Annotated in this window: 15 protein-coding genes; 9 read left to right on the top strand and 6 right to left on the bottom strand. The window is 63.4% G+C overall.

The annotated features are described in order from the left end of the window. The first annotated feature begins 11 nt into the window (after positions 1–11). Both E3U47_RS12935 and E3U47_RS12930 read left to right on the top strand, forming a co-directional pair. The gene (locus tag E3U47_RS12935) at positions 12–611 is read left to right on the top strand and encodes a Yip1 family protein (protein WP_134691826.1); all 600 of its coding nucleotides are present in this window, start codon (positions 12–14) and stop codon (positions 609–611) included. 124 nt (positions 612–735) lie between these two features. Beyond that, a complete protein-coding gene (locus E3U47_RS12930) occupies positions 736–1,230 on the top strand; it encodes a SprT family zinc-dependent metalloprotease (RefSeq protein WP_134691825.1) in 495 nt (164 codons plus the stop codon). Positions 1,231–1,402: 172 nt separating this feature from the next. Here E3U47_RS12930 and E3U47_RS12925 read toward each other — a convergent pair whose 3' ends face one another. The 4 genes from E3U47_RS12925 to E3U47_RS12905 form a co-directional block, all read right to left on the bottom strand. Beyond that, positions 1,403–2,725, bottom strand: a complete 1,323-nt coding sequence (locus tag E3U47_RS12925; protein ID WP_134691824.1) for a dicarboxylate/amino acid:cation symporter — start codon at positions 2,723–2,725, stop codon at positions 1,403–1,405. A gap of 393 nt (positions 2,726–3,118) precedes the next feature. After that, on the bottom strand, positions 3,119–4,459 hold the full coding sequence (locus E3U47_RS12915) for an ATP-binding protein (RefSeq protein WP_134691822.1): 1,341 nt from the start codon (positions 4,457–4,459) through the stop codon (positions 3,119–3,121). Continuing rightward, positions 4,456–5,133 (bottom strand): response regulator, encoded by a 678-nt coding sequence (locus E3U47_RS12910; RefSeq protein ID WP_134691821.1) that lies wholly within the window; start codon positions 5,131–5,133, stop codon positions 4,456–4,458. Before E3U47_RS12910 ends, E3U47_RS12915 begins: the two co-directional genes overlap by 4 nt. Before the next feature lie 120 nt (positions 5,134–5,253). Beyond that, positions 5,254–5,859, bottom strand: coding sequence for an outer membrane protein (locus tag E3U47_RS12905; RefSeq protein ID WP_134691820.1), 606 nt, complete (start codon positions 5,857–5,859; stop codon positions 5,254–5,256). A gap of 121 nt (positions 5,860–5,980) precedes the next feature. On the opposite strand from E3U47_RS12905, the gene E3U47_RS12900 reads away from it, so the two are divergent. Both E3U47_RS12900 and E3U47_RS12895 read left to right on the top strand, forming a co-directional pair. After that, a complete protein-coding gene (locus tag E3U47_RS12900; protein WP_134691819.1) occupies positions 5,981–6,772 on the top strand; it encodes a dienelactone hydrolase family protein in 792 nt (263 codons plus the stop codon). A gap of 73 nt (positions 6,773–6,845) precedes the next feature. After that, positions 6,846–7,541 carry a 4'-phosphopantetheinyl transferase gene (locus E3U47_RS12895; protein WP_134691818.1) on the top strand — a complete coding sequence of 232 codons (696 nt, stop codon included), beginning with the start codon at positions 6,846–6,848 and terminating at the stop codon, positions 7,539–7,541. Here the strand turns inward: E3U47_RS12895 and E3U47_RS12890 are convergent. Then, positions 7,538–9,139 (bottom strand): ATP-binding protein, encoded by a 1,602-nt coding sequence (locus tag E3U47_RS12890; RefSeq protein WP_134691817.1) that lies wholly within the window; start codon positions 9,137–9,139, stop codon positions 7,538–7,540. The two genes, E3U47_RS12895 and E3U47_RS12890, sit on opposite strands and share 4 nt — an antisense overlap. Further along, positions 9,136–9,831 (bottom strand): response regulator transcription factor, encoded by a 696-nt coding sequence (locus tag E3U47_RS12885; protein WP_134691816.1) that lies wholly within the window; start codon positions 9,829–9,831, stop codon positions 9,136–9,138. The genes E3U47_RS12890 and E3U47_RS12885 overlap by 4 nt, the downstream gene beginning before the upstream one ends. 752 nt (positions 9,832–10,583) lie before the next feature. On the opposite strand from E3U47_RS12885, the gene E3U47_RS12875 reads away from it, so the two are divergent. The 5 genes from E3U47_RS12875 to E3U47_RS12855 all read left to right on the top strand — a co-directional run bounded on the left by E3U47_RS12875 (position 10,584) and on the right by E3U47_RS12855 (position 17,188). Then, on the top strand, positions 10,584–13,463 hold the full coding sequence (locus tag E3U47_RS12875) for a ribonucleoside-diphosphate reductase subunit alpha (RefSeq protein WP_038706633.1): 2,880 nt from the start codon (positions 10,584–10,586) through the stop codon (positions 13,461–13,463). A 243-nt stretch (positions 13,464–13,706) separates the two neighbouring features. Next, entirely contained in the window at positions 13,707–14,957 is a 1,251-nt protein-coding gene (locus E3U47_RS12870; protein ID WP_038706634.1) for a ribonucleotide-diphosphate reductase subunit beta, read from the top strand. A gap of 371 nt (positions 14,958–15,328) precedes the next feature. After that, entirely contained in the window at positions 15,329–15,868 is a 540-nt protein-coding gene (locus E3U47_RS12865) for a Bro-N domain-containing protein (protein ID WP_134691815.1), read from the top strand. A 335-nt stretch (positions 15,869–16,203) separates the two neighbouring features. Further along, entirely contained in the window at positions 16,204–16,467 is a 264-nt protein-coding gene (locus E3U47_RS12860; RefSeq protein WP_134691814.1) for a hypothetical protein, read from the top strand. Continuing rightward, entirely contained in the window at positions 16,454–17,188 is a 735-nt protein-coding gene (locus tag E3U47_RS12855) for a zeta toxin family protein (RefSeq protein WP_134691813.1), read from the top strand. Before E3U47_RS12860 ends, E3U47_RS12855 begins: the two co-directional genes overlap by 14 nt. The last annotated feature ends 47 nt before the right edge of the window (positions 17,189–17,235 follow it).

The raw sequence follows: 17,235 nt of genomic DNA, 5'->3' as shown, positions 1-17,235 counted from the left end.
GAGTGACCGGCATGATTCATCACGTTGTGGGGCTGTTTACCCATCCCGACCAGGAGTGGCGGGAAATCCGTGGCGAAGAAGAAAGTATCAGCCACATGTACCTGACGCACACGCTGATCCTCGCGGCGATTCCCGCCGTCTCGGCATTCATCGGCACCACCCAGGTCGGCTGGGTGATCGGTGACCGGCCGGCGGTGATGCTGACCATGGAAAGCGCGATCTGGATGAGCATCATGTCGTACCTGGCGATGCTCGCCGGGGTGGCGGTGATGGGCGCCTTCATCCACTGGATGGCCCGCACCTACGACGCCAATCCGAGCATGGCGCAGTGCATCGCCTTTGCCACCTACACCGCCACCCCGCTGTTCATCGGCGGCCTTGCGGCGCTGTACCCGCACCTGTGGCTGGGCATGCTGATCGGCACGGCGGCGATCTGCTACACCGTGTACCTGCTGTATGTCGGCTTGCCGACCTTCATGAACATACCGTCGGATGAAGGCTTCCTGTTCTCCAGCTCCGTGCTGGCGGTGGGCCTCGTGGTTCTGGTGGCGATCATGGCCGCGACCGTGATCATCTGGGGACTGGGCGTGGGGCCCGTGTACACCAACTAGATCGAACCAACACTGGGGCATCAAGCCGAGGCCGCCGCAAGGCGGCCTCGTTTCGTGTTGACCAGCGGTTCGGCGCCTGGGTCGCGCTTGCGGCATAATGCCCGGTCAGGAGAATTGCCCCGCCATGCCCGAGCTGCTCAAACAACGCGTCGAAACCTGTTACCAGCAAGCCGAAGCCTTCTTCAAACGCCCCTTCCCGCGCCCGCAAGTCAGCTTCAAGTTGCGCGGGCAGAAAGCCGGCGTCGCCCACCTGCACGAGAACCTGCTGCGCTTCAACCTGCAGTTGTACCGCGAAAACGCCGAAGACTTCCTGCGCCAGACCGTGGCCCACGAGGTCGCCCACCTGGTTGCCCACCAGCTGTTTGGTGAGCGTATCCAGGCCCATGGCGAGGAATGGCAGTTGATCATGCGCGGGGTGTACGAGCTGCCGCCGAACCGCTGCCACAACTACGAAGTGCAGCGGCGCGTGGCGACACGCTACATCTACCGCTGTCCGTGCCCGCAAAGCGATTTCCCGTTCACTGCCCAGCGCCACAAGCTGGTGCGCCAGGGGCGGCGCTACCTGTGCCGGCGCTGTCGGGAGATTCTGGTGTACAGCGGCGAGACCCGGGTCGAGTAGTCATAGGGCAGCCACGATCGTCGTAGAAGCCGGCCTTGCTGGCGAACACCGGCACAGCCGGTGCCATCCATCGCGGCGCCTGGTTCGCCAGCAAGGCTGGCTCCTACGGATCGCGGGACAGCGGTACAAAAAAGGCGACCCGCAGGTCGCCTTTGTGCATTTCACACGTCGCTCAACGCGCCGGGCCTTCGGCCACGCCCAGGTCGTCGGTCGGACGGGTGTCGATCAGCGGCGAGCCGCCAGACGCCAGTTCGGCCTGCAGGGTGTCGGTGTCCAGCTCCTTGACCCACTTGGCCACGACCACGGTGGCCACGGCGTTGCCGATCAGGTTGGTCAGGGCGCGGGCTTCGGACATGAAGCGGTCGATACCCAGGATCAGCGCCAGGCCGGCAACCGGCAGGTGGCCGACGGCCGACAGGGTGGCGGCGAGGACGATGAAGCCCGAGCCGGTGACACCCGCGGCCCCCTTGGACGCGACCAGCAGCACCAGCAGCAGGGTGATCTGGTGGGTGATGTCCATGGTGGTGTCGGTGGCCTGGGCGATGAACACCGCGGCCATGGTCAGGTAGATCGAGGTACCGTCAAGGTTGAACGAGTACCCGGTAGGGATCACCAGGCCAACCACGGATTTCTTCGCGCCCAGGCGCTCCATCTTGGCCAGCATGCGTGGCAGGGCCGACTCGGAGGACGAGGTGCCCAGCACGATCAGCAGCTCTTCACGGATGTAGCGGATCAACTTGATGACGCTGAAGCCGTGGGCGCGGCAGATACCGCCCAGCACCACCAGGATGAACAGCAGGCAGGTGATGTAGAAGCAGGCCATCAGGTAGCCCAGCTGCACCAGCGAGCCCACGCCATACTGGCCGATGGTGAAGGCCATGGCACCGAAGGCACCGACCGGGGCCAGCTTCATGATCATGTTGATGATGTTGAACATGACATGGGCGAAGCGGTCGATCATGTCCAGCACCGGCTTGCCGTAGCTGCCCAGGCGATGCAAAGCGAAGCCGAACAGCACCGAGAACATCAGCACTTGCAGGATGTCGCCGTTGGCGAAAGCGCCGACCACGGTGTTGGGGATGATATTGAGCAGGAAGCCGACGGTAGTCTGCTGCGCCCCGGCGGCGGCATAGGCGGCCACGCTGCTGGCGTTCAGGGTGCTGACATCGACGTGCATGCCGGCGCCAGGCTGGACCACGTTGACCACGACCAGGCCGATGATCAGGGCGATGGTGGAGACGATTTCGAAGTACAGCAGCGCATAGCCGCCAGTCTTGCCGACCGACTTCATGCTCTGCATGCCAGCGATGCCGCTGACCACGGTGCAGAAGATGATCGGGGCGATGACCATCTTGATCAGTTTGACGAAGCCGTCACCCAGCGGTTTGAGGGCAACCCCGGTTTCCGGGTAGTAGTGGCCGAGCAGGATACCGATGGTGATGGCGACGATCACCTGGACATACAGCGATTTGTACAGCGGCTGACGAGTCGTCATGGCTAATTTTTCCTCAAGTGGGCCGGCGCATCCTTCCCAGGATGTCGGGGCACCTGAATCGCGAACCCTCCTGCACCCGGAGGGATTTGTCGTTGTGTTTGAGCGCCTGGGCAGGCGTCTGCCAGGTGAATAGCAAGGGCGATGCCAAAGTGCCCGCTCGCGGTGCATGGCCAATGATTACAGGGTATGAATGCCCCGGGACGGGGCGCAAAAGCCGGTAGGAAATGGCGGATTCCCGCCTGATGGCGGAAATCGTACAGGGCAGGTTGGCGGATTTCCGCCCAGCGCGCATCCTGTAGGGGCCGCTTCAGCCGCGAAGCCAGCGACGCGGTGCATGGCCCCGGCTGGGCCGGTGATCGCGGCTAAAGCCGCTCCTACAAGTCTTGCGCGATTTCAATCGAGCCGGAAAGCGATGCGGAACGCAGCCCCGCCCAATTCGGAGTCGCCCAGGCTCAACTCGGCGTCATAGCTGTCGATGATGTCCTTGACCACCGCCAGGCCGATCCCTTGTCCGGGGTGCTGGCGGTCCAGCCGCTCGCCGCGTTCGAGAATGCGCTCGCGCTGGTCAAGCGGCACGCCCGGGCCATCGTCCTCGATCCACAGCGCCAGCTGCCCCGGCGCCTCATGCAGGCGCACCCGCACCTGCCCCAGGCATAGCCGGTAGGCGTTCTCCAGCAGGTTGCCAAGCAGCTCCAGCAAGGCCCCCTGCTCCATCGGCACCCGCGCCTGATCCGCTACCTCGAGGCTGACCAGCACCTGCTTGTCGCGGTACACCTTGGCCAAGGTGCTGCACAGGCTGTCGAGCAGTGGCTTGAGCTCGACCTGGTGGCGCACCAGGCCACTCTTGCGCAGGCTGGCGCGCTGCAACTGGTAGTCGATCTGCTGGCTCATGCGTTCGATCTGGCTCTGCAGCACCCGCGCCTGCTCGCGATCACCGTGCTCCAGGCTCTCGCCCACCCCCTGCAACACGGCCAGTGGGGTCTTCAGGCTGTGGGCCAGGTCATCGAGCGAATCGCGGTAACGCTGACGTTGCTCGCGCTCGCTGTGCAGCAAGCGGTTGAGCGAGCCGGTCAGGCGCAGCAGCTCGCGCGGGTGTTCGCGGCTCAGATCGTCACGGGCGCCGCTTTCCACCTCATCCAGCTCGGAACTGAGCCGGCGCAGCGAGCGCAGGCCCCAGGTCAGGCCGGCCCACAGCAGCACCATCAACGCCAGCAACGCCGCGCCAAAACCGAAATAGAGCTTTTCGCGCAGGCCATTGAGGGTGTCCTGGTACTCGCGCAACGGCTGCAGGGCAACGATGCTGAACGCCGCGCTCTTGCCGCCCAGCAGCTTGACCTCGACGTCATAGACGAAGAACTCCTCGCCATCGTCCTGGTGGATGCGCGCGAATTCGTTGCCGCGCCCGTCATAGCGCGGGTGGTAGTTGATGTTGCGGTTGCGCGTGGCCCGCGACTGCCACACCAAGGTGCCCTGGCGGTCGAAGATGTAGCCGAGCAGGCCGGTATAGGGCAGGTTGTAGCGCTCGTCCGGCAGCAGCGCCGGCATCTGCAACTGGCCGTTTTCGATGCGCGCGGCTGAGATCAAGGTGGTCACGTCCGAGGCCAGGCGCTGCTCGATCGACTCCTGCAACGCCAGGCTGAAGGCCTTCTGCAACGCCGGCAGCAGCGCCAGCATGAACAGCAACGCCAGCAGCGCCGCCGCCAGCATCAGGCGCACCCGCAGGGAGCGGATCACCGGCAGCGCTCGGTGAACAGGTAACCCAGGCCACGCACGGTGTCGATCGGCTTGAAGCCATTGTCGCCCTCGAGCTTGCGCCGCAGGCGACCGACCAGCACTTCGATGACGTTGGGGTCGCGCTCCTCGTCATCCGGGTACAGTTGCTCCATCAAGCGGTCCTTGGCTACCACCTGCTGGTGGTGACGCATGAGGTATTCGAGAATGCGGTATTCGTAGGCGGTTAGCGCCAGTGGCTGCTCGTCCAGCGTCGCCTGCTTGCGGTTGAGGTCGAGCACCAGCGGGCCGGCGGCGATGGTCGACTGGGTGAAACCGCTGGAACGACGGAGCAAGGCGTTCAGGCGCGCCTCCAGCTCTTCGAACTGAAACGGCTTGACCACATAGTCGTCGGCACCAGCGGCCAGGCCTTCGACCTTGTCCTGCCAGTTGCCGCGGGCGGTGAGAATCAGGATGGGGAAAGTCTGCCCAAGGTTGCGCAACTGGCGAATCAGGTCGAGCCCGCTCATGCCCGGCAGGCCCAAGTCGATCACCGCCAGGTCGTGGTTGTACTGTTCGGCCTGGTACAAGGCTTCTTCGGCATTGGCCACCGCCTGCACCACATGGCCGCCTTCGCCGAGGCGGGTATATAGGTGATGCCGCAGCAGCGCCTCATCCTCGACCACCAGCAATTTCATGCAGATCTCCTTAACGTGGATACGCCTGTTCGATTGTCATCGCGGGGCAAGCCCACTCCCACGGGGATACGTGGGAGCGAGCTTGCCCCGCGATGAGGCCAGGACAGGATAACAGCGGCCTCAGAACTTGTAGGTAGCCGCCAGGTAGGTTTGCGCGCTGCTTTTCAGGCGCAGGGTGCCGTCCTTGGGCCCACCATGGGCACCGATTTCGGTGGAAGCGTTGCTGCGTAGGTAACGGTAGCCCAGCTCCACCGCGGTATTGTCGGTAACTTCCTGGATCACCCCGGCCTGCAGGCCAACGGCGTAGCCGTAGTCGGTGTCGCGACGAGCGCCTGGCGAGTCCTGGGTCAGCTTGGTCATGCCCAGGCTGCCACCACCGAACAGCTTGGTGGTATCGCCCACCGGCAGGAACAAGTCGTAGCTGCCGAGCAGGTTTTCCTGGCGCAGCTTGACACCGCCATGATCACCCGAGACGTTGTCGTAGGTCAGGTAGTAGCGGCCCTGGTCGTTGATCTTGCCCAGGCGCGCGCCCCAGGTGCTGTCCTTGCCGATGATGCCGTCGGCATTCAGGCCATTGGTGTTGCTCTGCAGCATGCCGGACTTGCGCACTTTGTCGCTGGTCTGGCCGTAGGTCAGGCTGGCGAAGTTGTCGTCGGCCTGGGCGGCGGTGGTGAGGCCGGCGGCGCAAACGGCCATGGCGGCGATCAGGGTGTTGAGCGTTTTCATGGTTAGGTACTCCAGTTGGATGCGTTGTTTCTGTCTGGGGGCTAGAGTAGGGAGGTCGCCCTGAACCCTGGCTGAACCCGGCCTGAACCCTGGCTGAACGAACCGAACGAGGAGCCTGACCATGCGTACCCTGCTTGCCCTGGCGCTGCTGTGCAGCGCCACCCTCGCCCAGGCGGCGGTGCAGACTCGCGAGATCCCCTACCAGGACGCCGACGGCAATCGCCTGGTCGGCTACTACGCCTACGACGACGCCCTCGCGGGCAAACGCCCCGGCATCGTCGTGGTGCATGAGTGGTGGGGCCTGAACGACTACGCCAAGCGCCGTGCCCGCGACCTCGCGGCGCTGGGCTACAACGCCCTGGCCATCGACATGTACGGCGATGGCAAGCACACCGAGCACCCCGCCGACGCCCAGGCGTTCATGGCGGCGGCGATGAAAGACCCGAAAGCGGCGGCGCGGCGCTTCGACGCAGGGCTGGAGCTGCTGAAGATCCAGCCCAACACCAACAAGCACCAGCTGGCGGCCATCGGCTACTGCTTCGGCGGCAAGGTGGTGCTGGACGCGGCGCGCCGCGGTGAAAAGCTCGATGGCGTGGTGAGCTTCCATGGCGCGCTGGTGACCCAGACGCCGGCCAAACCCGAAGTGATCCGGGCGAAGATCCTGGTGGAACACGGCGAGGCCGACAGCATGGTCACCCCGGAGCAGGTGGCGGCGTTCAAGGCTGAGATGGATGCGGCCAAGGCCGACTACAAGTTCGTCGGGATCCCGGGGGCCAAGCATGGGTTTACCAACCCGGATGCGGATCGGTTGGGGCATGGTGGACATGGCGGGCCGGATATCGGCTATGACAAGGCGGCTGACGAAAGCTCCTGGAGGGATATGCAGGCGTTCCTCAAGACGGCGTTTGACTGAGGATTGCCGGGGCTGCTTTGCAGCCCCAAATATCTGCTCCACCACCAGCCAACAGGCTGGCACAATATCGCCCATGAACAGACTCCCCACCTGCTGCGCCCCGCTCCAGCACCACTGGCCCCTGCCCCACCCGGTCCCCGGCGCGGTGCTGGTCAGCTGCGCCTTCGACCCTGCCCACCTGGCAGCCGACGATTTCCAGCGCGCCGGCATCGTTCCGACCGCCAGCCTGCAACGCTCGGTGGCCAAGCGCCAGGCCGAATACCTGGCCGGCCGGGTATGCGCCCGCGAGGCGCTGCGGCGGCTGGATGGTCGTGACTATGTGCCGGCCACCCACGAGGACCGCTCGCCCATCTGGCCGACGGGGATCCATGGTTCGATCACCCATGGCCAGGGCTGGGCGGCAGCCGTGGTGGCGGCCCAGGGCACAGGGCTTGGGTTGGACCAGGAAACCCTGCTGAGCGAAGCGCGCGCCGAACGCCTGGCAGGGGAAATCCTCACCCCCGCCGAGCTCGAACGCCTGGATCGAAGCCAGCAGGCACTGGCTGTGACCCTGACCTTCTCGCTGAAGGAAAGCCTGTTCAAGGCGCTGTACCCCATCACCGGCCAGCGCTTCTATTTTGAGCACGCCGAACTGCTGGGCTGGTCCGCCGACGGCCATGCCCGCCTACGCCTGCTCACCGACCTGTCGAGCGACTGGCGTCACGGCGCCGAGCTGGACGGCCAGTTCTGCGTACAGGGCAGTCATCTGCTGAGCCTGGTCAGCGTTTAATCCCGTGGCTGCTCCCGCGGCCAGCTCAGGCTGAAGCAGGCGCCACCCAGCGTGGTGCTGCGCCCGACCAGCGCTCGGCCGCCGTGCCAGTAGATGATCCGCCGCACGATCGACAGGCCCAGTCCATGCCCGCCCGAGGCGCGGGTGCGGCTGTCGTCCAGGCGCGTGAAGGGGGTGAAGATGCGGTCCCACACCCCTTGCGGAATACCCGGGCCGTCGTCCTCGACGTCGATCCGGCAGCGCTCCTGCCCCAGCTGGTAGCTCAGGCGCACCTCCCCCTCGGCATGGCGCATGGCGTTGCGCACCAGGTTCTGCAAGGCTCGGTGCAGGTAGCGCGGCTCGGCTTCGACCCAGGCGCCGCCGTCCAGGCCGTGGCATTCCCCCCGCAGCACGCGCACCTCGGCGCGCAACGGCGCCAGCTCGTCGATCACCCGCGCCAGCAAGGCGTCCAGGTCCACAGCCTGGAAGTTCAACGCCGGCGCGCCCTGCTCCAGGCGCGCGTAGGTGAGCATCTCGTCGACCAACTTGTCCAGGTCCTGGATATCGCCGTCCATGCCCGCCAGGTGCTTGGCCCGGGCCTCGTCGCTGCCGGCGCTCTCGATCATCTCCAGGCCGAAGCGCAGCCGCGCCACCGGGGTGCGCAGCTCGTGGGACACCGCCCGCACCAGCTCGCGCTGCATGGTCAGCGAGCGTTGCAGGTGCTCGGCCATACCGTTGAAGGCCTCGGCCAGACGCCCTACCGAGTCGGCGTCGCCGGCTGGCACCCTGGTGTCGAGGCTGCCCTGGGCGATGCGCGTGGCCGCCACTTCCAGGCCCGACACCCGGCGCTCCAGTTGGCGCACCAGCAGGTAGACCACCAGGCCGATCAGGCACAAGCCGAGAAAGGCGATCAGGATCAGCAACTGCGGCGGATAGGGGTTGAGCTGGTACAACGGGCCGATCTCCAGCACCCAGGGCGACCCGGGCAACCCCGAGAACACGCGGATCGAGTCGCCATCGCGGCCCAGGGCCATGACCGTGTCCCCCTCCTCCACCCGCCGCCGCTGGTCGTCATCCAACCCGGCGCGCTCGATACGTTGCAAGGCGACGGCGAAACCAAAGCCTTTCTCCTGGCGTATTTGCGCCAGTCGATTCTGCTGCTCGGTCACCGGATAACGCACCAGTTCATCGGCCAGCAGGTAGAGGGTAGCGCGGGCCAACTGCTCGCTGATCTGCTTGACCTCGGCCACCAGCAGCAGGTCTTCGTGACCGATCCGGCGCAGCACCCGGGCGGCATGCGGGCCGGTCTTCTCCACCACCACCAGGTCACGGTACAGGCGCGCCCGCTGTCCACCGTCGAGGGTAAAGGCCGACAGCGGCTGCAGGTCCAGCGGCACGCCGAGCAGGCGCTCCCAGATCACCAGCGAACGGGTGCGCTCCACCGCGTTCTGCTGCGCCAGGTTGTCGGCCATCAGGCTGAAGGTGCCCTGGGCCAGGCGCTCGCGGTGCTGGCCGGCGCGGATCTCGTTGAGCAGGTGCAGGCTGAGCACACCGAGCACGGCCACCAGCACCAGCACCGCGAGCATGCCGCCATAGATACGCAGGAAGATCGAGTTCATGGCACCTCGCCGACGAACAGGTAGCCCTTGCTGCGCAGGGTCTTGATCAGCCGCGGGGTGATCGGGTCGTCGCCGATCTTGGGGCGGATCTTGGAGATGCGCACATCGATGGAGCGGTCCTGGCCGTCGTAGCCGACGCCGCGCAGCGAGGTGAAGATCTCCTCGCGCGACAGCACCCGCCCGGCGTTGCTGGCCAGCAGCCAGAGCAGGTCGAATTCGGCGCCGGTCAGCTCGATCAACTGGCCGTTCAGGCGCGCCTCGCGTTGGCGACTGTCTATATGCAGCGGGCCGAAGCTCAGATCCGAGCGACGTTCCGGGGCCTCGCTGCGGCGCAGCAGGGCATTGATGCGCGCCAGCAGCAAGCGCGGACGCACCGGCTTGCACACATAGTCGTCGGCGCCCAGGTCCAGGCCCTGGACCTGGTCGAGCTCATCGCTGCGGGCGGTGAGCATGAGGATCGGCCCGGGGTACTGGCCACGTACCCGGCGGCAGATGCTCAGGCCGTCTTCGCCGGGCAGCATCAGGTCGAGGATCACCAGGTCTGGCTGGCTGTCGATGATACGCCGCGCGGCGCGGCCACCGTCGCCCTCCACCGCCACTTCGAAGCCGTTGACCTGGAGGTATTCGGCAGTCAGTTCGGCCAGGCGCTGGTCGTCCTCGACGATCAGGATGCGGTTGATTGGCTGGTCCATGGCCTTTCCTTCTTCTGGTTATTGTCTGGCCTTGCGTTGTCCGTGCCGGCCTTTGATTGCAGCGCTAATCCGCCTTCACCAAAGCGCAACATCAGCCCCGGATACTACGTCCCGCCCCCACCCCTGCCAACCACCGCAAACAGCCCTCGACTGAACCGTTTTTTGTGATAGGGTGCGCGCCCTAAAAAATCTTCGCGGCGGCGTAGCACAGGCAAAAAATAGTGCAAACCACTTGGGACAAGGCCTACAGCGAATACCCACGGATGACTCACAAAGTACCCACAAGTTATCCACAGGTGCCGACCTTGCAAAGCCCCCTGGACCGCATTATCTTGTATCCCTATCGCAGCGAACCACTAGATATTGGGTTTTGCGCAAAATCACAAACACAAGTCAACAGGCAAATTCAAGCGAATTTTCTGTCTGAACTTAAGGTGATTTCAACAGCCAAACCGCTCCTGCGGAGGGCGACCGAGGCAAGCCGCAGACGGCCTTGTTCGGGTATGAGTGTTGCAGGCAAGGCCCGCACTCATCAGCAACAGATTTTGGGTACGCCCAGAACCTTTGACTTCGGCCAGGGAGCGGCAGGTTACTGCCCCTAATTCCTGAGTCTGTCCCGAAGTCGGTAAGCCCGAGCGGGCGGATGCGTGTGCTTCACGCGCATCCCCGCCCGGGCCATCGAGCAAGTGGACGGAACGGTGGCGCCCGACAACGGCGCCTGAACAAACTAGAAACTGTGGAGACACCCACCCATGCAAACCGACACAACTCGCGAGAACCCGCAGGCCAAGGCGCCTCAGGCCGCCGATTCGAACCAGGATCTGGCCGCCACCGCCCCTGGTCAACTGCGCGTGATCAAGCGTAACGGCACTGTCGTCCCCTACACCGACGACAAGATCACCGTTGCCATCACCAAGGCGTTCCTCGCAGTTGAAGGCGGCACCGCCGCCGCCTCGTCGCGCATCCACGACACCGTCGCGCGCCTGACCGAGCAGGTCACCGCCACGTTCAAGCGTCGCATGCCATCGGGTGGCACCATCCACATCGAAGAAATCCAGGACCAGGTCGAACTGGCCCTGATGCGCGCCGGCGAGCAGAAAGTCGCCCGTGACTACGTGATCTACCGCGACCAGCGTGCCAAGGAGCGTGCTACCCGCTCCAACGCCGACAGCGTGGTCGAGCCGCACCCAAGCATCCGCATCACCCTGGCCGACGGCAGCCTGGCGCCGCTGGACATGGCGCGCCTGAACACCATCATCAGCGAAGCCTGCGAAGGCCTGGCCGAAGTCGATGGCGAGCTGATCCAGCGCGAAACCCTGAAGAACCTGTACGACGGCGTCGCCCTGAAGGACGTCAACACCGCCCTGGTGATGACCGCCCGTACCCTGGTCGAGCGCGAGCCGAACTACTCGTTCGTCACCGCCCGCCTGCTGATGGACACCCTGCGCGCCGAAGGCCTGGGCTTCCTGAACGTCGCCGACAGCGCCACCCACCACGAGATGGCCGACCTGTACGCCAAGGCCCTGCCGGCCTACGTCGAGAAAGGCGTCGAGTTCGAACTGCTCGACCCGGCGCTCAAAGGCTACGACCTGGAGCGCATGGGCAAGGCGATCAACCACGAGCGCGACCAGCAGTTCACCTACCTGGGCCTGCAGACCCTGTACGACCGCTACTTCATCCACAAGGATGGCGTGCGCTTCGAGCTGCCGCAGGTGTTCTTCATGCGCGTGGCCATGGGCCTGGCGCTGGAAGAGAAAGACAAAGAAGCCCGTGCGATCGAGTTCTACAACCTGCTGTCGTCCTTCGACTACATGGCCTCGACCCCGACCCTGTTCAACGCCGGCACCCTGCGTCCGCAGCTGTCGAGCTGCTACCTGACCACCGTGCCGGACGACCTGTCGGGCATCTACCACGCGATCCACGACAACGCCATGCTGTCGAAATTCGCCGGTGGCCTGGGTAACGACTGGACCCCGGTGCGCGCCTTGGGCTCGTACATCAAGGGCACCAACGGCAAGTCGCAAGGCGTCGTGCCGTTCCTGAAAGTGGTCAACGACACCGCCGTGGCCGTGAACCAGGGTGGCAAGCGCAAGGGCGCCGTATGCGCCTACCTGGAAACCTGGCACCTCGACATCGAAGAATTCATCGAGCTGCGCAAGAACACCGGTGATGACCGTCGTCGTACCCACGACATGAACACCGCCAACTGGATCCCTGACCTGTTCATGAAGCGCGTCTTCGATGACGGCAAGTGGACCCTGTTCTCGCCATCGGAAGTGCCTGATCTGCACGACCTGACCGGCAAGGCCTTCGAAGAGCGCTACGAGTACTACGAAGCCCTGACCGAGTACAACAAGATCAAGGTGTTCAAGACCATCCAGGCCAAAGACCTGTGGCGCAAGATGCTGTCGATGCTGTTCGAGACCGGCCACCCATGGCTGACCTTCAAGGACCCGTGCAACCTGCGCAGCCCGCAGCAGCACGTGGGCGTGGTCCACAGCTCGAACCTGTGCACCGAGATCACCCTGAACACCAACAAGGACGAGATCGCGGTCTGCAACCTGGGCTCGATCAACCTGCCGAACCACATCGTCGACGGCAAGCTGGACACCGCCAAGCTGCAACGCACCGTGAACACCGCCGTGCGCATGCTCGACAACGTGATCGACATCAACTACTACTCGGTGCCGCAAGCGCGTAACTCGAACTTCAAGCACCGCCCGGTCGGCCTGGGCATCATGGGCTTCCAGGACGCGCTGTACCTGCAGCACATCCCGTACGGCTCGGACGCTGCGGTCGAGTTCGCCGACAAGTCGATGGAAGCGGTCAGCTACTACGCGATCCAGGCTTCCTGCGACCTGGCCGACGAGCGCGGCGCCTACGAGACCTTCCAGGGTTCGCTGTGGTCCAAGGGCATCCTGCCGCTGGATTCGCAACAGATCCTGATCGAGGCCCGTGGCCAGAAGTACATCGACGTCGACCTGACCGAAAGCCTGGACTGGGCACCGGTGCGCGAGCGTGTACAAAAAGGTATTCGTAACTCGAACATCATGGCCATCGCGCCGACCGCGACCATCGCCAACATCACCGGCGTGTCGCAGTCCATCGAGCCGACCTACCAGAACCTGTACGTGAAATCGAACCTGTCGGGCGAGTTCACCGTGATCAACCCGTACCTGGTCCGCGACCTCAAGGCCCGTGGCCTGTGGGACTCGGTGATGATCAACGACCTGAAGTACTACGATGGTTCCGTGCAGCAGATCGAGCGTATCCCGCAAGAGCTGAAAGACCTGTACGCCACCGCGTTCGAAGTCGAGACCAAGTGGATCGTCGATGCCGCCTCGCGTCGCCAGAAGTGGATCGACCAGGCCCAGTCGCTGAACCTGTACATCGCCGGCGCTTCGGGCAAGAAGCTGGACGTGACCTACCGCATGGCCTGGTACCGTGGTCTGAAGACCACCTACTACCTCCGTGCCCTGGCCGCGACCAGCACCGAGAAGTCGACCATCAACACCGGCAAGCTCAACGCCGTGTCGAGCGGCGGCGACAGCGCCCCGGTCCAGGCCGCGGGCCCAGCCCCGGTACCGAAGGCCTGCGCCATCGACGAGCCGGATTGCGAAGCCTGCCAATAAGGGCTGCGCAGAGGCTACCCCCGGGTAGCCTCTTTTCTGCGCCACGGCGCAGAACCCTGTGGGAGCTGGCTTGCCAGCGATGAGGCCGGCACTGCCAGCACCTCCCCCACAGCCAGACATAACAAGCCGGGGCCCAACGCCCCGGTCAGCCCTCCCCCGGGCATTCCAGATTTGCGTGCACCGCACCGCAACCAAGATCCACCGGCCATACTCATTGATGGCCCTCAAGCAGGAGATCTCACCATGCTGAGCTGGGACGAATTCGACAAAGAAGACGGCGAAGTCGCCGCCAAAGGCAACACCGCCGCACAGGCCGCTGCCACCACCACCTTGGACAAGCTCGACAGCGCCGGCGGTGCCGCCGCCCTGGAAGCCCGCGCCGCCACCGCCGCCGACTCCGACGCCGTCAAGCGCGCCAAGGCTGCCCTGGACGCCCTGGACATCGCCGAAGGCCTGGCCGAGCTGGAAGGCTCCTCGGCCCGCGTCGCCGTTGACGAAAAGCGCATGATCAACTGCCGCGCCGACCTCAACCAGCTGGTCCCGTTCAAGTACGACTGGGCCTGGCAGAAGTACCTCGACGGCTGCGCCAACCACTGGATGCCGCAAGAGGTCAACATGACCGCCGACATCGCCCTGTGGAAGAGCATGGACGGCCTGACCGAAGACGAGCGCCGCATCGTGATGCGCAACCTCGGCTTCTTCTCCACCGCCGACTCGCTGGTTGCCAACAACCTGGCCCTGGCCGTGTACCGCCTGATCACCAACCCGGAGTGCCGCCAGTACATCCTGCGCCAGGCCTTCGAAGAGGCGATCCACACCCACGCCTACCAGTACTGCATCGAGTCGCTGGGCATGGATGAAGGCGAGATCTTCAACATGTACCACGAGATCCCATCGGTCGCTAAGAAAGCTGCCTGGGGCCTGAAGTACACCCGCGCCATCTCGGACCCGGAGTTCAATACCGGCACCGTCGAGACCGACAAAGAGCTGCTGCGCAACCTGATCGCCTACTACTGCGTACTGGAAGGCATCTTCTTCTACTGCGGCTTCACCCAGATCCTGTCCATGGGCCGCCGCAACAAGATGACCGGCGTCGCCGAGCAGTTCCAGTACATCCTGCGTGACGAGTCCATGCACCTGAACTTCGGCATCGACGTGATCAACCAGATCAAGATCGAGAACCCGCACCTGTGGGATGCCGCGATGAAGGAAGAGGCTACCCAGATGATCCTGCAGGGTACCCAGCTGGAGATCGAATACGCCCGTGACACCATGCCACGCGGCGTGCTGGGCATGAACGCGGCGATGATGGAGGATTACCTCAAGTTCATTGCCAACCGTCGACTGACTCAGATTGGCCTGAAGGAAGAGTATCCGGGGACTACCAACCCGTTCCCATGGATGAGCGAGATCATGGACTTGAAGAAGGAGAAGAACTTCTTTGAGACTCGGGTGATTGAGTATCAGACTGGTGGTGCTCTGAGCTGGGACTAATAGTCCATCGATCCAGAAAGGCTGCCTTCGGGCAGCCTTTTTTATGGCTTTGAATTCAGCGTTTTCAAGTGTTTGCGTGAAGGCCGACAGGTGTTCGACATGGTTTTTGTAGCGCCTATCAGATCGAGCGCCGCGCGGGCGGCGCTCGATCTGATAGGCGCCAAAAGGCTTTCGGCGAACACTTGGTGGCCCTCACGCTATAGCACTCAAAATACCCCTCAAACATCTGATATCAAATCAAGAAACACCCTACAGATTTGCCTCTATTTAACCCCAGCAAACCACGCTAGTTTCTCCAAGCGCTAAGAACGCTCACGCAGCGGAATCCCGTTCCCGTTAGTAACGGCTCTCCTGATTTTGGAAGGCCAATTATGGACAACCACTACTCCTCCACCCTCTTCACCCGCCACAACCGCCCCCTCCACACCCTCTGGCTCGAATCCCAAGCCTGGTTCTGCGCCCTCGAACTCGGTCGGATGGCCGGGCACTTCTTCGGCGAACCCAGCATCCGCAAGCTCGACCCGGATCAGCATCGCAGCGTGCAGTTGCTGCGCTACGGCCGCTACAGCGACACCGTCATGGTCAGCGAGTCCGGGGCCTATACCCTGCTGGCCCATCATCACATTCCGGAAAACAGAGACCTTCGCCACTGGCTGACCCATGAGGTGGTGGCGGTGCTGCGCGATAGGCAGGACTCGGCGCTGGAAGACCTGCCGCGCCTGGGCAGGATGTGCTGGCCGGGTGGGCATACGGCGAGTCTGTTGTATTGGCAGAGTGAGCCTTGGGTACGGATGCGGGATATGCCAATGATGATGGCGGCGGAGGTGCCCGTGGTTGTACCCGAGCGGCGCAAGCTGAGCTGGAAAGAATGTGCACAGCGGGCATTTCGGCTGCACGGGGTTGGAGATTGAAGAATCGTGGGGCCGCTCTGCGGCCCTTCGCGGGTAAACCCGCTCCCACAAAGCACTCATGGCAGAAGAAGGACTTGCCCTCACCACAAAGGACATCGATGTGCCGGACTGGAACATGCCAGTCACGTGGTCGAAGGCAAGACCGCTGATGAATTTAGCGCGGATCATGAGTATTGCAGCATCGAAGGCATGCGCCATTGTCACGACTCGATGCAGAGCGATGCGCTCGTAGTAGCTTGTACCAAGAAGACACCTCGCGCCCCTGTTTGGTAATGCCAGGCAGCGCTACAATGGCACACATCGCGTCTTCGCACCTGACTGGCCCAGGAGACCCCATGGCAACCGTTCAGAAAAAACAGCTCAGCGACGCAACACTCGAAAATCTGGAAAGCCAGATTCCAGAAATGGCAGCGGCTGCGACGCGTCTTGCCTACTACCGCGCCGTCGCAGCAGGGCACACCGTGGTTACCGTCGAGCAGGATCGAATCGTCGCAACCCACGCTGACGGGCAGGTTGAGGTGTTGGTCGAGCCCAGGCCGCGCCGCAAGGTCCAAAAAGGTCAGGTCCTTACCGTTCGCAAGATCGATGGGCGCGCCTAAGCTGCGGGTTTTTGCCGGGCCCAACGGCTCCGGCAAAAGCACCATCAAGGACCAGATCCCGGCAGGCCTGATAAATACCTACATCAATGCAGATGACTTGGAAAAAGCTGCACGTGCAACCGGCTTTATCAATCTGGCCGAATTCAATATCAACCCGTCCCTCCAGAAGCTGACGACCTTCCTGGCTGATCACCCCTTGCTGATCAAGGCACAGCTGCAGCACACCGTAGGGGCAATGGGGTTTAGTGAGCAGCGCATAGACCTTCGCGCTATCACCATGAACTCCTACCATGCCTCGGTCATTGCGGACTTCATCCGGCATGAGCTACTCGAACGTAGAGCCAGTTTCACTTTCGAGACCGTCATGTCGTCGGCTGAAAAGGTGAGGTTCATCAATGAGGCCCAACAACTGGGTTATCGAACCTACCTGTACTTCGTCGCCACCAACTCACCTCAGATTAATATCCTAAGGGTGGCTAACAGGGTCGAAGACGGCGGACACGACGTACCTACGGACAAAATCGTCCAGCGCTATGCCCGCACCCTGGCACTCCTGCCCGAGGCCATCGCGGCCACCAACCGCGCCTACATTTTCGATAACACCGGTGAGGAATCGATTTTTTTGGCTGAGATAACCGATGGCACGGCACTCGAATTCCATCAGGACGAAATGCCGGATTGGTTCCTGGATGCCTATGTGAGCAAAGTGCTGGAAGCGTGAAGCCAGCGTAGAAACAACCCCTTCCACCCATCCCAACTGTCGTGGGA

The organism is Pseudomonas sp. RIT623 (assembly GCF_004519305.1).
Lineage (GTDB): Bacteria > Pseudomonadota > Gammaproteobacteria > Pseudomonadales > Pseudomonadaceae > Aquipseudomonas.
This window is presented reverse-complemented; position numbering and strand designations above follow the sequence as displayed.

Coding starts and splice junctions, on each gene's coding strand:
- E3U47_RS12900 (WP_134691819.1), top strand. CDS start 5,981: ATGCGTACCCTGCTTGCCCTGGCGCTGCTGTGCAGCGCCACCCTCGCC.
- E3U47_RS12930 (WP_134691825.1), top strand. CDS start 736: ATGCCCGAGCTGCTCAAACAACGCGTCGAAACCTGTTACCAGCAAGCC.
- E3U47_RS12910 (WP_134691821.1), bottom strand. CDS start 5,133: ATGAAATTGCTGGTGGTCGAGGATGAGGCGCTGCTGCGGCATCACCTA.
- E3U47_RS12855 (WP_134691813.1), top strand. CDS start 16,454: ATGGGCGCGCCTAAGCTGCGGGTTTTTGCCGGGCCCAACGGCTCCGGC.
- E3U47_RS12905 (WP_134691820.1), bottom strand. CDS start 5,859: ATGAAAACGCTCAACACCCTGATCGCCGCCATGGCCGTTTGCGCCGCC.
- E3U47_RS12865 (WP_134691815.1), top strand. CDS start 15,329: ATGGACAACCACTACTCCTCCACCCTCTTCACCCGCCACAACCGCCCC.
- E3U47_RS12890 (WP_134691817.1), bottom strand. CDS start 9,139: ATGAACTCGATCTTCCTGCGTATCTATGGCGGCATGCTCGCGGTGCTG.
- E3U47_RS12895 (WP_134691818.1), top strand. CDS start 6,846: ATGAACAGACTCCCCACCTGCTGCGCCCCGCTCCAGCACCACTGGCCC.
- E3U47_RS12885 (WP_134691816.1), bottom strand. CDS start 9,831: ATGGACCAGCCAATCAACCGCATCCTGATCGTCGAGGACGACCAGCGC.
- E3U47_RS12860 (WP_134691814.1), top strand. CDS start 16,204: ATGGCAACCGTTCAGAAAAAACAGCTCAGCGACGCAACACTCGAAAAT.
- E3U47_RS12870 (WP_038706634.1), top strand. CDS start 13,707: ATGCTGAGCTGGGACGAATTCGACAAAGAAGACGGCGAAGTCGCCGCC.
- E3U47_RS12925 (WP_134691824.1), bottom strand. CDS start 2,725: ATGACGACTCGTCAGCCGCTGTACAAATCGCTGTATGTCCAGGTGATC.
- E3U47_RS12935 (WP_134691826.1), top strand. CDS start 12: ATGATTCATCACGTTGTGGGGCTGTTTACCCATCCCGACCAGGAGTGG.
- E3U47_RS12875 (WP_038706633.1), top strand. CDS start 10,584: ATGCAAACCGACACAACTCGCGAGAACCCGCAGGCCAAGGCGCCTCAG.